The sequence below is a fragment of the Burkholderia sp. MSMB1459WGS genome (assembly GCF_001534535.1).
Taxonomy (GTDB): Bacteria; Pseudomonadota; Gammaproteobacteria; order Burkholderiales; family Burkholderiaceae; genus Burkholderia.
On the sequence record NZ_LPMU01000007.1, the window covers coordinates 127,533 to 141,852 of the forward strand.

The 14,320-nt window shown below is 67.5% G+C and carries 10 protein-coding genes; 5 read left to right on the forward strand and 5 right to left on the reverse strand.

The features are described 5' to 3' along the window. Nucleotides 1-11 precede the first annotated feature (11 nt). Complete coding sequence (locus WT97_RS03420) at nt 12-920, reverse strand: alpha/beta fold hydrolase (protein ID WP_082751316.1); 909 nt, start codon at nt 918-920, stop codon at nt 12-14. An 86-nt stretch (nt 921-1,006) separates the two neighbouring features. On the opposite strand from WT97_RS03420, the gene WT97_RS03425 reads away from it, so the two are divergent. Both WT97_RS03425 and WT97_RS03430 read left to right on the forward strand, forming a co-directional pair. Continuing rightward, a complete protein-coding gene (locus WT97_RS03425) occupies nt 1,007-1,393 on the forward strand; it encodes a MerR family transcriptional regulator (protein WP_060352831.1) in 387 nt (128 codons plus the stop codon). Nucleotides 1,394-1,502: 109 nt separating this feature from the next. After that, nucleotides 1,503-2,042, forward strand: a complete 540-nt coding sequence (locus WT97_RS03430) for a toxin (protein WP_059506290.1) — start codon at nt 1,503-1,505, stop codon at nt 2,040-2,042. 22 nt (nt 2,043-2,064) lie between these two features. On the opposite strand, the gene WT97_RS03435 is transcribed toward WT97_RS03430, so the two are convergent. Beyond that, nucleotides 2,065-2,451, reverse strand: a complete 387-nt coding sequence (locus WT97_RS03435) for a VOC family protein (RefSeq protein WP_059506292.1) — start codon at nt 2,449-2,451, stop codon at nt 2,065-2,067. A 365-nt stretch (nt 2,452-2,816) separates the two neighbouring features. Further along, complete coding sequence (locus tag WT97_RS03440; RefSeq protein WP_060352832.1) at nt 2,817-6,410, reverse strand: YadA-like family protein; 3,594 nt, start codon at nt 6,408-6,410, stop codon at nt 2,817-2,819. A gap of 1,120 nt (nt 6,411-7,530) precedes the next feature. Here WT97_RS03440 and WT97_RS03445 point away from each other — a divergent pair. Then, the gene (locus WT97_RS03445; protein WP_060352833.1) at nt 7,531-8,346 is read left to right on the forward strand and encodes a response regulator; all 816 of its coding nucleotides are present in this window, start codon (nt 7,531-7,533) and stop codon (nt 8,344-8,346) included. Nucleotides 8,347-8,368: 22 nt separating this feature from the next. On the opposite strand, the gene WT97_RS03450 is transcribed toward WT97_RS03445, so the two are convergent. Then, nucleotides 8,369-10,540, reverse strand: a complete 2,172-nt coding sequence (locus tag WT97_RS03450) for a TonB-dependent siderophore receptor (protein ID WP_060352834.1) — start codon at nt 10,538-10,540, stop codon at nt 8,369-8,371. 279 nt (nt 10,541-10,819) lie between these two features. Between WT97_RS03450 and WT97_RS03455 the strand changes: the two genes are divergently transcribed. Both WT97_RS03455 and WT97_RS34480 read left to right on the forward strand, forming a co-directional pair. Then, a complete protein-coding gene (locus tag WT97_RS03455) occupies nt 10,820-11,731 on the forward strand; it encodes a DUF72 domain-containing protein (RefSeq protein WP_060352843.1) in 912 nt (303 codons plus the stop codon). A 171-nt stretch (nt 11,732-11,902) separates the two neighbouring features. Then, nucleotides 11,903-12,073, forward strand: coding sequence for a hypothetical protein (locus WT97_RS34480; RefSeq protein ID WP_179949065.1), 171 nt, complete (start codon nt 11,903-11,905; stop codon nt 12,071-12,073). Between the two features lie 468 nt (nt 12,074-12,541). Here the strand turns inward: WT97_RS34480 and WT97_RS34485 are convergent. Beyond that, on the reverse strand, nt 12,542-14,320 hold a 1,779-nt coding region (locus WT97_RS34485), incomplete at its 5' end, for a beta strand repeat-containing protein (protein ID WP_373558470.1).

Consider the following 14,320-nt stretch of genomic DNA (forward strand, 5'->3'; position numbering starts at 1 on the left):
GACACACGACTTCACGGCGAGGACACCGATCGGACGAACGCGGCCAGATCGCGATTGAATCGCTCGGCTTCCTCGATGAACGGCGCGTGCCCCGATTCCGCGTACACCTTGCCGACGATGCGTGGATTCAGCTCGGCCGCGCGGGCCAGCGTCGCGTGCGTATCGACCAGCGCGTCGCGGCCGCCGTAGACGAAGAGCAGCGGCACGCGCGCGTTGCCGAGCCCCGTGGCGGCGAACACCGACATCGTCGGGATGGCCTTTTGCATGTCCCACGACGCCATCGCGGCGTTGGCGAGCAAGCGCTCGAACGTGGCGGCAGCCGGCCGACGGTTGAAGCACAGACCGACGAACGTGCGTTCGCCGTCGAGATGCGTCCTCAGGTCCGGCGCATTCATGTCCCGATACACGTCGGGATGATCGACGATCTGGCCCGGTGCAAGCTCGACCACGCCGTCGACGTACACCGCGCCCGCGATCGCGCGATCGCCGTATTTGGCGAGGTAGTTCGAGATCACCACGCCGCCGAGCGACCAGCCGACCACGACCGGCTTGCGCGCATGCGCGCCCTCGATGACCGCGGCGAGATCGTCACCCCAGCGGGTGCCGTCGCGATACGGCTGCGCGCCTGGCGGCTTGTCCGACAGCCCGTGGCCGCGCAGATCGTACGTGATGATGCGGAATCGGCGCAGTTCGGGGCTGTCGACCTGCGCGTCCCAGTTCAGGCGGCTGCCGAGCAGGCCGTGAATCAGGATGATCGGCACGCCGCCGGGGTCGCCGCTTTCCTGAACGGCCAGCTTCACGCCGTCCGTCGACGTGACGGTATAGCTCAGCGGCGCGGCCGCCGCGTCGTACGCCCATGCGAAGGGCGTCGCCCACCAGATCGCGGCAATCAGCCAGCGGATCAGCACTCGGGTATTCACGATTTTTCCTCCAGGCATGAATGGACGCCCAGTCTCAACCCTCACACTGATGTGAGAGTCAAGCGAATCGTGTTAGCCTGCCTCTCATGAAAAAACCGCCCACTCCGCCCCCGATGACCATCGGCAAACTCGCGCAGCTCACCGGCGCGAGCGTGCGTTCGATCCGGCACTACGACGAGCACGGCCTGCTCGCGTCGGTGCGCGCGGCCAACGGCTATCGCCTGTTCCCCGAAAAAGCGGTGACGCAGGTCAAACAGATTCAGCGCATGATCGCGACCGGTTTCACCCTCGACGACATCCGCGGCTTTCCGGACTGCATGCTGCTGATCGACGGCGCACGTTCGTGCGATCAGGTCACCGACGTCCAGCGCGAACGCCTCGAAGCGATCGACCGCCAGATCGCCGATCTCGAAAAGCGGCGCGCGCGGCTCGTCAAGATGTTGCGGGAGGGCGCGGTGCCGCCGCTCGATTGATCGATGCGCGGTTTCGTCGGCGGCCCGCCTTTTCCCGCCGCGGATACCGGGCCGCCCGCGCGCTTCGGGCACAATACGCACCCTCACCTTTTTGCCCGGGGTCACACACATGCGTGTCATCGTCGTCGGAACGAGCGGATCCGGGAAATCCACCTTCGCCAGCGCGCTGGCAACCGCCGCGGCCTGCCCCTGCATCGAACTCGACCGGCTCTACTGGGGCCCCGGCTGGACCGCCGTGCCGCCCGCGCAGTTCGAGCGGGAGGTGCGGGCGGCGACGGCCGGCGACCAATGGGTCGCCGACGGCAACTACAGCGCGGTGCGCGACGTGCTGTGGTCGCGCGCCACGCACGTCGTCTGGCTCAACTTCGGGCGATGGACGGTGTTTTCCCGCGTGCTCCGACGCACGATCGGCCGCGGGCTCATGCGCACCGAGCTGTTTCACGGCAACCGGGAATCGCTGCGGATGGCGTTCTGCTCGCGAGACTCGGTGCTGCTGTGGTCGTACACGACATTCGCGAAAAACCGCGTCAAGTTCGCCGGCTTGCGCGACGACCCGAAATACGCGCATCTGCAATGGACGGAGATCACCAGACCGTCGCGTGCCCGCGCGGCCATCGAGACCCTCGCCCGCGCCGGCCGTTGCGATTGAGCGCGGCACGAACCGCGTCGCTTCAATCGTCGAAAGTGCCCTGATATTCCGGCGCGGCATCCGCGCGCGTGTTCAGTTCGAACATCACGCCGCCCGGCGCGCGGCAAAAGAAGCGCGAGCCGCGCCCGTTGTTGAAGACGCCGGTTTCCATCGCGACGCCCTCTTCCTTGAAGCGCGCGAATAGCGCTTGCACGGCATCGAGGCTCGGCAGTTCGAAGCCGACGTGGAAATTGGTCGGCCACGCGGGCACGCCGTCGCCGACGTGATCGATCACGACGTCGAAGCCTGGGCGTTTGAGGATCCAGGATTTTTCCCAGCTTCCCGCGATCGTGAAGCCGAGGTATCGCTCGAAGAATCGGGCGGTCGCCAGTGTGTCGGCGGAGGGAAAGCTCAAGTGGTTGAGTTTCATCGTGGGTGTCGTTGCATTCATGGTCGCGCTCTCCGATGCGGTGATGGGCGCAGGCCCCATGCCGTGCCGCCCGAGGACTTCAGAATACGAGCGCGGGCTCGCATCCCACAACTCGCATTGGACGTTCCGCCGCACGGGCGCGAAACCCTTGCGGGGCCGAGCGTTGCGGGATGGCGACGATCACGGCGGAAGGCGCCACTCGCATTCGCGACGGGCACCGTCGATGCGGGATGCCCGAGCGGCCGACGCGAAACGACGACGGCCCGGGATTCGCGTACGAACCCCGGGCCGCCGATCGGCCGTGAGTACCGGGCTTCGCCTGCATCGCCCGGCACCACGCGTCGCTCACGATGACGCGACCTGCATCAGAACTGATAACCCGCGCCGACCACCGCGCCGAAGTCCGACCGCGCGTTGCCCGTCACCGATGCCTTGACGACCCAGCGATTGTTCTCCGTCACGTACGAGTAGCCGGCTGCGAAGCCCTGCTGGCCGTGATAATTCGACGTCGCCGCCGACACCATCGAGCGCCCCGCGCCAGTCGGCTGCGGCAAGCCGGCCACCGCCATCGCCGACGCGACGCCGCCGTACATGTCCTTCTTCAGGTCGTTGAACGAGTTGTACACCTGCCCGATGCGCTGGTCGGTATACCCCTTCGCCTGCGTCGACGCCGTCGCGAGGTTGTCGTTCAACTGCTGCACGTTCACCGCGTCGGTCGGCGCCGTGCCGGCCGCGACGTTCGTGATCTGGCGCTCGCTGCCCTTCGCGCCGACCGAGAACGAGTTGTCGCGATCGGCGACGGAGCCTTGGCCGACCGCCACCGCGTTCTTGCCGGTCGCGGTCGCCGTCGACCCGATCGCACCCGCGTCGGCACGCGCGATCCATGTGGTGTTCGCATCGGTCGCGGCCGCGCGGATCTTGTCGTTGGCCGCCACGTTCTTCAGCGCGTTGTTGAACTGCCCCATGTTGACCGCGTCGTTGTCGCTCACGCCCGCCGCGACACCGGTCAGCACGCGGTCGCCCGACGTGCCGGAGAAGTTCACGCTCGCGCCGCCCGAATCCTTGCCGACCGTGATCGTGCCGTTCGGATCCTGCTGCTGCACGAGGCCGGCCTTGCCGTTCGCGATGTTGGTCACGCTGCCTTGCAGGTTCGAAATGTCGGTGGTGTTCTTCGACACCTGCTGGTTGGTCGCGTAGAGCTGCGAACCGTTCACCGCGTCGGTGCTGGTCGCGCCGAGCGTGCCGGCCTGCACGTTGGTGATGCGTGTACCGCCCGCACCGCCGAGCGTGATCGTGCTCTTGGAGCCATCGTCGTACTGCACCGCGAGCGCGCCGAGCTGGTTCAGGTTCGACTGCACGTCCTTCAACTGCTTCACGTTCACCGCGTCGGTATCGCTGGTGCCCGCCGCGACATTCTTCAGCACGACCGCCGACGTTGCGTCGCCGCCGACGAGCGACACCGAATTCAGCCGGTTGCCGCTCGCGTCGACGTCGTACTTGACGACGTTCTTCACGGCTTCGCCGGCCTGGTTCGACACCTGCGTGATCTGCTGTTCGAGCGCGGTCTTCACGCCCGACAACTGGCCGCCGTTCACCGCATCCGTGCTGCCCGCGGCGACGTTGCCGTCGGCCACGTTCGTCAGCTTCGTCGGCGCACCGCCGCGCGCGGCGTTGAACGCGCCGAGCGTCGGGTCGAACTGCAGCGCGTCCTGTTGCAGCCCGGCAATCGCGGCGGTGTTGCCCGCGATGTTCGTTTCGGCATTGCCGATGCGCGTTTCGTGATTCGCAAGCGTCGTCGTGTTGCTGCCGACGCGGCCGTCGAGGTTCGTCAATGCGTCGCCGACGTTGTCGAACGCGCTGCCGCCGATCTTGTAGTTCGGTGCGCCGATCGAGCCGTCCGGGTTCGCGGTCGCGCCGCCGCCGAGCGCGGCCGCGGCGCCATCGGTCGCGCGACGCAGTTGCGCGCCGTTCACCGCATCGGTGCTGCCGGCCGCCACGTTGCCTTCCGCGACATTGGTCACGCGCACCGGGCTGCCGCCGTTGCCTGCGCCGAGCGACACCTGCCGCTTGCTCGGATCGTCGTATTTGACGGCGAGCGCATCGAGCTGGCTCGTCCCGTCGTGAATCGCCGCGTTCAGCTGATCGACGTTGACCGCGTCCGTTCCGCTCTTGCCGGCCGCGACGTTGCTGATGAGCTGCGGGCCGTGGCCGCCGTGGCTCGCATCGTACGCGCCGAGGGCCGGGTTCCATTGCAGCGCGTCCTGCTGAAGCGCCGCGATGTTGCCGGTGTTCGTCGTCACCTGGTTGCCGACGGTCGCGATCGACTGGTTGAGCGTGTCGGTCGCCTTGCCGAGCTGGCCCACGTTCACCGCATCGCCTGCCGCCACGCCGTCCGCGACGTTGTGCAGGCCGACCGGCGCCGCGGCACCCGTGCCGCCGAGCGTGACGCCGCCGTGCGCATCGTCGTCGTACTGCACCGCGTTCTTCGTCGCGTTGCCGATCTGGCCGGCGATCGACGTGCTCAGGTTGCCGAGCGTCGTGCTGAGGTTGTTCGTCACGCTCGTGCTGAGCGATGCGAGGCCGCCCGTCAACTGGCCGACGTTGACGGCGTCGTGGACGTCCTTGCCGTCCGCGACGTTGTGCAGCGTCGTGCCGTTCGGGCCGGCGAACGTCACCGAGTCGAAGCCGCTCGCGCCGTCGTACTTGACGTTGCGCGTATCGGCCGCCTGCAGGTTGACGATGTTCGACGCCGCGGTGCTCAGCGAGCCGTTGATGCCGGTCACGCTGTTCTGCAGGTTCGCGATGTTCGAAGCCGCCGTCGAAACGGACGCCTGCAGCGGCGTGAGGCTGCCCTTCAACTGGCCGACGTTGACGGCGTCGGTATCGGCGACGCCGGCGGCCACGCCGCCGATCGTCGTGCCGGTGGCGCCGTCGAGCGCGATCGCCGCATGCGAGTCGTCGGTGTATTTCACGACGTTCTGCGTCGCCGTGACGATGCTCGTGCTGAGGCTGTTGCCGACGCTGGTCACGCGCTGGTCGACGTTCGAGATCGAGGTCGACAGCGCATTGCCGACCGACGTCACGCGTGCGTCGACGTTGCCGATGCCCGTGCTCAGCGTGCTGTTCACGTTCTTCAACTGCTGGACGTTGACGGCATCCGTATCGGCCGCGCCTGCCGCGACGTTCTTGAGCTGGCGTTCGCTGCCGAGCGCGCCGAACGACACCGCGCCGCCGACCGGTGCGGCCGTGCCGCCGAACACCGGCGTGCCGCCGTTGTTCGCGCCGACACTGCCCGAGCCGATCGCCACCTGGTTGTTGTCGTTCGTCCGCGCGCCCGCGCCGATCGCCACCGACTGCGTGCCGGCCGCACGCGTCTGCGTGGCCGCGTCGTACGATGCGCCGGCCGATACGCCGTCGCTCGACGTCGGGTTCGCACCGCCGATCGCGATCGAACGGTCGCCGCTGGCCAGCGCCGAATGGCCGAGCGCGATCGAGCTCGTGCCGTGCGCATCCGCGACGTTGCCGAGCGCCATCGAGAAATCGCCGACCGCAGCCGACTGGCGGCCGATCGCCAGCGCCGTGTTGCCCTGCGCGACCGCCACCGTACCGATCGCGGTGGCCGAGTTCGCCAGCGCCTGCGAGCCGACGCCGATCGCGATCGCGCCGCCGCTGCCGCTGCCGCCCTTGCTGCTCGCATTCGACTGGTCGCCGATCGCGATACCGCTGGCGCCTGCCATCGCATTGGTGCCCTGCGTCACGTTCGTGGTACTGACCGCGACGTAGTTGCCGCTCTTCGTTGCCACGCACAGCGGGTTGGTGCCGTCGATGCACTGGCCGTTCAGCGCGTTGTCCGGGTTGCCGCGGTCGACGAAATTGTCCGCGTGCGCGGCGCCGGCGATCAGCACACCCGCGCCCGTGAACATCGCGGCGGCAAGCGCCGAAATCTGCTTCCTCTTCATGGTCTTCTGCTCCGTTGTGTAGCGTCTGGTTTGAATACGGACTACTTACTTTTATTGACAGCTTCGACTTCGATTGCGACTTCGTTTCGGAAGCGGATTCCGGCGCCGGGCTTCCGACGCCGGGCAATCCATGCCGACACGACACGCGTCGAGCACCCGTTTCGACCGGGCGTTCGAACACCCGGGGCATGCCGTCGGCCTGACGTCCCGTTCCGTTAATTCGACAAATGCATTAGGAATACGTATTGATTCATATGGACGAGTCTTTCCCCGGCTGAATCCGGAGATTCAACCCGTCGTCATATGCATCCCCGATTTGTCGCCGCGCCGATCGCGACCCACACTGCTTCTTTTATTTCATTCCCGGCAACCCGGGTTTCACTCCGTGCAGCGAGCACGTGGCGGGACAGTCATCAATTGATGCGCCGGCTTCGGGTCAGGCAACGTCCGTCACCGCTTGCGGCGCTTCCGCTGCCCTGCCCCACCCGTGACTCAAAGTTCGGACGAATTATGAGACACGGAATTAAATTATTAAAGCCGACATTCTTTATAGATTGTAAAATTCCAAATATTCAATGGTTTACGTAAAATACGCCCATTCCGCAAACGATTTCGCGCCAGCGCCATTATTCAAAACCTTTTGCCGAGCGGATAAATACTTTGCCAAAGCGGATTCAAATAATCCATTTCTCGAAAATACAATCCGAAAGCCGGCCGGTCGCGCGGTTTTCTCACTGGATATACGCGTAAACCACGAGCAATGATGCACGTCGACGTTTCACGTTCCTGTCGCAAACCGCCATTTTCTATAATCGCGAAGATGGAATGGTGCAAATGGAGCCGTCGTGTCTGGCCGGATTCCGAATATGCTCCTACAATTCCGCTCGCATCGATTCCGGCAGTCGCGATCGTCGTCCACGCGAGCACGGCGATCCGTCGCGTCCCGACCGACCCGGCGATCAAAACGACGAACGCCGCGCGGCTCCCCCTTGTCCGAAATCGATGCGAGCGTGCGATGCGCCGGGATGCATCGCCACGCAGCGGCCTCCGACGTTTCCACCTCACCGGGCTGGCCACCCGCGGAAAACGCAGCCAACTGCCTTTTAACAACAGGTGCACGATGCCTTCATCGATCTCCGCATTGCGCGACGCGCATATCCTGATCGTCGACGATCAACCCGACCAGCTCCGTTTGCTGACCGACATGCTGCGCAGCACGGGATGCCGGATCAGCGTCGCATTCGACGGCGCGCAAGCGTGCCAGCGCGCGCAGGCGCTGATGCCCGACCTGATCCTGATGGACGTGCGCATGCCGCGCATGGACGGCTTCACCGCATGCCGCCTGCTGGCCGCCGATCCGCTGACGGGCGCGATCCCGATCATCTTCCTGACCGTGGCCGGCGCGTTGCACGAACGGCTCGAGGGGCTGGAGATCGGCGGCGTCGACTATGTGGTGAAGCCGTTCGAGCCGGCGGAGGTGATCGCGCGGATTCGCGTGCAGCTCTCGCGCGCGAAACGCGAACGGTCCGCCGGGACGGAAACGGCGGAAAGCCCGTTCGCGGGCGGCAACGACGACGACATCATCGTGCGCGCGGCCATCCGCCACCTGTCGCGCACGCTGAACGATCCGCCGACGGTGGAGGAACTGGCGCGTGCGGTCGGCACGCACGAAAAGCGCTTGTCGCGCGCGTTTCGCGACAATCTCGGCCAGACGGTGTTCGAATATCTGCGCTACGAGCGACTGCGGATCGCGCAGGATCTGCTGGACTCCACATCGCTCAGCATCGCCAGTATCGCGAAGGAAATCGGCTTTTCCACGCCGGCCAATTTCGCCACCGCCTTCCGCGAACGTTTCGGCATCACGCCGACCGAATGGCGACGCCAGGGCCATGCGGGCGCGCGCACGGCTACCCGGGAGCCGCAACGCCGCGTGTAGGCCGCGTGCGACGCACTCACGCTCACCAGTTGTATTTCGCGCTGGCCAGCACGGTCCGCTCGTTGCCGAACACGCACACGGCGTACGACTGACAGCCGCTGACATAGCGCCGGTCGAACAGGTTCGCGACATTCACCGCGAAACGCCAGCGCGGCAGCTCGTAATGGATCGCGAGGTCGTAAAGCGTCGCGCTCGGCACCGTCAGCGAATTGTCGGGCGCGCCGGCCGATGCGCTCTGGTAGCGCACGCCGCCGCCGATGCCGAGGCCCGCCAGCGCGCCCGTGCGCCAGGTCCAGTCGGCCCACATCGACGCCATCTGCCGCGGCAGCGGGACGGACACCGGCCAGTGGTTCAGCGATGCGTCGTTCGCCTGCACGTTCTTGACGTCCTGATAGAGATACGACGCGACGATCGACAGCTCGCGCGACACCTGGCCGACCGCGCTCAGCTCGATGCCGCGCGAGCGCACCTTGCCGGTCTGCACCGACGTCGTCGCGGTCGGGTCGAGATTCACCGGCGTGGGCGTGACGACGTTGGTCTGGTCGATCCGATACACGGCCGCATTCAGCATCAGGTTCCGGCCGGCCGGCTGCCAGCGCAGCCCGGCCTCCGTCTGCGTGCCGCGCGTCGGCTTCGGCAAGCCGCCGCCGTACATCCGCACGCCGATGACCGGATCGAACGACGTCGAATAGGCGACGTACGGCGACAACCCGGCGTCGCCGCGATAGGTGAGCCCGACCCGCCCGGAGAACGCACTGACGTCCTGCTGTGCATGCGAGCCGGCGGCCCGGTCGTCGAACCGCGCATTCACGACGTCCTCGCGGCCGCCGAGCGTCAGCGTCCAGCGCCGCCAGCGGATCTGGTCCTGCGCATACACGCCGAATCCGTTCATCGCGGTGTACTGGTCGACGTGGCCGAGCGATGTCGGGCCCGAGAAGATCGCGGCGGTCACAGGCCGATAGACCGGGTGATACAGGTCGAGCGACGGGGCGAGCGCGAGTTGCACGCTGTTGGTCGTCGTCTGCCGGTCGAACTGCAGGCCGAACAGCAGCGTGTGTTCGAGCGGCCCCGTGCCGAAGTGCGCCTGTGCGCGATTGTCGATGTCGAGCCGGCTGTAGTTGAGCTGGAACAGCCCCGCGAAACGCATCATGTTCGTCGTGCTTCGGGGCGCGAGGCCGTTGCCGAACACCGTCGCATCGTCGAGCGACAGGTGCGACCAGCGCACGTCCTGATGCAGCGTCCAGATCGCGTTCACGCGGTGTTCCAGCGCGTAGCCGAGCGACCATTGCTTCTTGCGGTAGTCGTTGAACGACGGGTCGCCCATGTAGATGTCCTGCGACAGGCGGCCGTTCGGGTTCGGCAGCACCGTGCCCGACGCGGGCAGGAAGTTCGACGAGATGTCGCCGCTGTCCTGCAGGTATGTCGCGGAAAACGTCAGCGACGTGTCGGCGTTCGGCCGCCACCGGAACGACGGCGCGAGCGCGACGCGCCGGTCGCCGTTCGGGCCGGTCACCGCGTTGCCGTCGCGCGCGACGCCGACGAAGCGGTATGCATACTTGCCGTCCGGATCGAGCCTGTCGCCGACATCGAGCATGGCTTGCTTGCGCGCATCGTTGCCGATCTGCACGCCGGCTTCACGCACGCGCGTGCCGTCGGCGCGCTCCGTCTGCGCGTCGACGATCGCGCCGGGCTCGCCCGCGCCGTACAGCACCGACGTCGGCCCGCGCAGCACCGCAATCGAATCGATCGTGTACGGATCGACGCGCCAGTTCGCGATCACGGCCGTGTTCGGCGCCGGCAGGCCGTCGACGTACAGCGTCGGCGTGAAGCCGCGCAGCGCCGCATACCAGTCGGTGCGGCTGTCGGCGCCGAACGTCGCGAAGCCGGGCACGTAGCGCAACGCCTGGTTCAGGTCGGCCGCGCCGGTCATCTCGATCTGTTGCGCGGTGACGATGTCGATCGTTTGCGGAATCTCGTCGATCGGCGTGTCGGTCTTGGTGCCGGTGGCAGTGCGCCGCCCGACGAGCCCGACGGCCGAAGCATCGGCCGGCCCTCGCACGTCGATGGCCGGCAGCACAGCCGCCGCCCCCGGCGCCGATGCCTGCGCGTGCGCACCGCCCGCGGCGGCCGCGCACAACGCTCCGCCTGCCGCGATCGCCATCGCGCGCCGCCCCGTCCCTGTCTCCATCCACATCGTCTCGATACTCCGTCGTGCTGGGTTGGCCCGTTCGGCCGGATCGACGGACCGTGTATTGCCCGGTCCGTCCGGTGGTGTCGTGATTGCCGTGCCCGGCGAACGCAGTGAAGCGGAGATCGGTGCGCACCGACCGATTGCGCCGTTCGCGAGCGCAGCGATCATACCGGCCGAACGTGGCGCGGTCTTTAAAAAAGAATTGGACCGGTGACGGCGGCGGCACGCATATTGCGCGTCGCCCGAACCGCATTCAGGAACCCGGCGCAGCCGGGCATCGACGTGACACGCACATCCGGCAGGATTCACATCGGTATTTCAGGCTGGCGCTACCCGGGCTGGCGGGGAACGTTCTACCCGGCGGACCTGAAGCAGGCCGGCGAGCTACGGTATGCAGCGAGCCAGATGCAGACGATCGAGATCAACGGCACGCACTACAGCCTGCAAGCGCCGGACAGCTGGCGGCGCTGGTATGCCGAAACGCCGTCGGGGTTCGTGTTCAGCGTCAAGGGTTCGCGCTACCTGACGCATATCCTGCGTTTTCGCGACGAGGCCGCCACGGTCGCGTGCGCGAATTTTTTCGCTCAGGGGTTGTTCGCGCTGAAGGAGAAGCTCGGGCCGCTGCTGTGGCAATTCCCGCCCTCGCTGCGTTTCGACCCGGCACACATGGAGCACTTCCTGGGCCTGCTGCCGCACGATACGGAAGCCGCGCTCGCGCTCGCCCGCCGGCACGATTCGCACGTCCGGGCGCCTTATCTGGAGATCGACCGCAAGCGAGCGTTGCGCCACGCGGTGGAAGTGCGGCACGACAGCTTCGTGGATCCGGCGTTCGTGAAGCTGCTGCGCCGCCACAAGGTCGCGCTCGTCGTGTCGGATCCGACCGAGGCGTGGCCCCAATTCGAGGATCTGAGCGCGCGGTTCATCTACATGCGGCTGCACGGCACCGAAACGAAGTATTCGGGCGAATACGCCGATGCGGCGCTCGAGCGATGGGCACGCCGGATCGACACGTGGAGCCGGGGCGCGCAACCCGACGATGCGCGTCTCGCCGCACCGGCGCTGCACCCGCCACGCGCGGCGACGCGCGACGTGTACTGCTATTTCGACAACGACACGAAAACGCAGGCGCCGTTCGACGCCAGGCGGCTGATGGCGCGGCTCGGGCTGCATGCGCATGACACGGCATCCGAATGAAGCGGCCGGCAAACTGCACGCCGAACATGCCATCGGCAGACGAGACGCCGGGCGCGAAATATGCTCCGGTGCTCCCGGATCGCGCGTCCTCGTCGCGCGCACCGCGCGCCCGGTAAATTTTTCACGACCGGCAACCGGCGCCATGGGCCAACACTGCAAGGAGAAAAAGCGATGACCCTGCTCATCTACCTGGTCGGATGGATCATTTTCATCGGCGGCGTCGTCTGGGGTTTGATGACGCTGCACGTCGCGCAGCACATCATCGAGATCGTGGCCGTCATCCTGTTCGGCATCGCGGTCATCACCGGCGCGACGCGCGCCCGGAATCGCGACCGGTCGTAGCGCTGCACGGCGCGGGCGCCTGCCCCAACGGTCGAACGGCATCGTCCGGATTCCTTACGTACTTCGCATGGCCGTTTCGCGCGCCCGAGCTGGTCGTGCGCGAATCGACCGGGGTGGCGCCGGACTGACGGTTTGGTATCCACACGTTTGCGACTGCGGCGTGCGACGTATGCGTCGGGAATGAACGAAGTGGCGTCGGCCCCGCGGTTGCCGTTTTCTCGTTCGACGAGGGCGGAAACGTACATCGCTCCCTTCAACGCGCGGCGAACCGATGCAGGAAGAGATCGGGAAACCCGAGATGGAGGCATGCGACGCCACGGCTCCCCGAAACGCAAAATGGCGCGTCACCGAGCCAACGCCGCGCGAGTCGACACGATTCGTCGTCCCGCCGGCGTTGTGGATGACGCGCCTGAGGTGTGAAGATTCGCGGCCGCCCGGAGCATGCAGCGGCCGCGGTATCGACGTCGCCTACTTCTTGATCACCGGAACGGTGAGCGAAGTGACGAGCGACGTCACGGGTGCCAGCAAACCACCGCCCGACGCGCTACCGCCCCCTTGCGCGGAATTGCCGTTCAGCGAAACCGCCAGCGCGGGAACGACGCCGGCCACCGACCCGACGGCCGAACCGACCGATTGCACCGCCGCGTTGGCGATCGTCGCGCCGCCGGAGATGAGCGCCCCCGCGGCGTTCGTCACACCGCCGACCGCACCGGCTGCCGTACCGCCATTAAGCGCGACACTCAGTGCCGGAAGGGTCCCGGCGACCGCGCCGGCGGTGCCGGTCACGGTGTGCGCGAGCGAACCCGTCAGGCCAGTGGTGACCGTCGCGAGCGAGCCCGCCGCACCGGTTGCGCCGGTGAGCGCGCCGGAGAGCGCGCCGGATCCCGAGCCGACGACGTTGCCGGCACCGCTCGTGGCGGATCCGATCAGCGACGTGACGGTCGATGCGATCGGTGCGATCGCCGCGGTGCCGCTGCCAGCGAGGCCGGTTACCGCGCCGGACGCTGCGCCGATCGCCCCGGTGGCTGCGCCGACCGGCAACGAGCCGCCGAGATTGCCGACGATGCTCGTGATCGGCGTGATCAGCGCGCCGCCGTTGCCGGCGACACCGGTGACGGCGTTGACGACGCCCGTGCCCGCGTTGGCGACCGTGCCCACGAGGCCGCCGAGACCGCCGGCCGCGCCGCCGGCACCGCCCACTGCGCCGGCCAGCGTTCCGACTGCACCGGTGGCCGTGTTGCCGACCGCACCGCCGACGCCGCCCACTGCGCCAGCCAATGTTCCGGCTGCGCCGGTTGCCGAGTTGGCTACCGTGCCTACGATGCCGCCGAGACTGCCGAGGCCGCCGGTCGCACCGCCACCGACACCGCTCGCTGCGCCAGCCAACGTTCCAACTGCGCCTGTTGCCGAGTTGGCTACCGTATCAACGATGCCGCCGAGACTGCCGATGCCACCGGTCGCACCGCCGCCGACACTACCCGCTGCGCCGGCCAACGTTCCGACTGCACCGGTGGCCGAGTTGGCTACCGTGCCCACGATGCCGCCGAGACCGCCGGCCGCGCCGCCAGCACCGCCCACTGCGCCGGCCAGCGTTCCGACTGCACCGGTGGCCGTGTTGCCCACCGTGCCCACGATGCCACCGAGACTGCCGGTCGCACCGCCGACACCACCCGCTGCGCCGGCCAACGTTCCGACTGCACCGGTGGCCGAGTTGGCTACCGTGCCCACGATGCCGCCGAGACCGCCGGCCGCGCCGCCAGCACCGCCCACTGCGCCGGCCAGCGTTCCGACTGCACCGGTTGCCGAGTTGGCTACCGTGCCTACGATGCCGCCGAGACTGCCGAGACCGCCAGTCGCACCGCCGCCGACACCGCTCGCTGCGCCAGCCAACGTTCCGACTGCACCGGTTGCCGAGTTGGCTACCGTATCAACGATGCCGCCGAGACTGCCGAGGCCACCGGTCGCGCCGCCGCCGACACTACCCGCTGCGCCAGCCAACGTTCCGACTGCACTTGTTGCCGAGTTGCCAACCGCGCCTACGACGCCACCGACACCGCCCACTGCGCCGGCCAGCGTTCCGGCTGCGCCTGTTGCCGAGTTGGCTACCGTGCCAACGATGCCGCCAAGACCGCCGGCCGCGCCGCCAGCACCGCCCACTGCGCCGGCCAGGGTTCCGACTGCACCGGTGGCCGTGTTGCCCACCGTGCCCACGATGCCACCGAGACTGCCGGTCGCACCGCCGACACC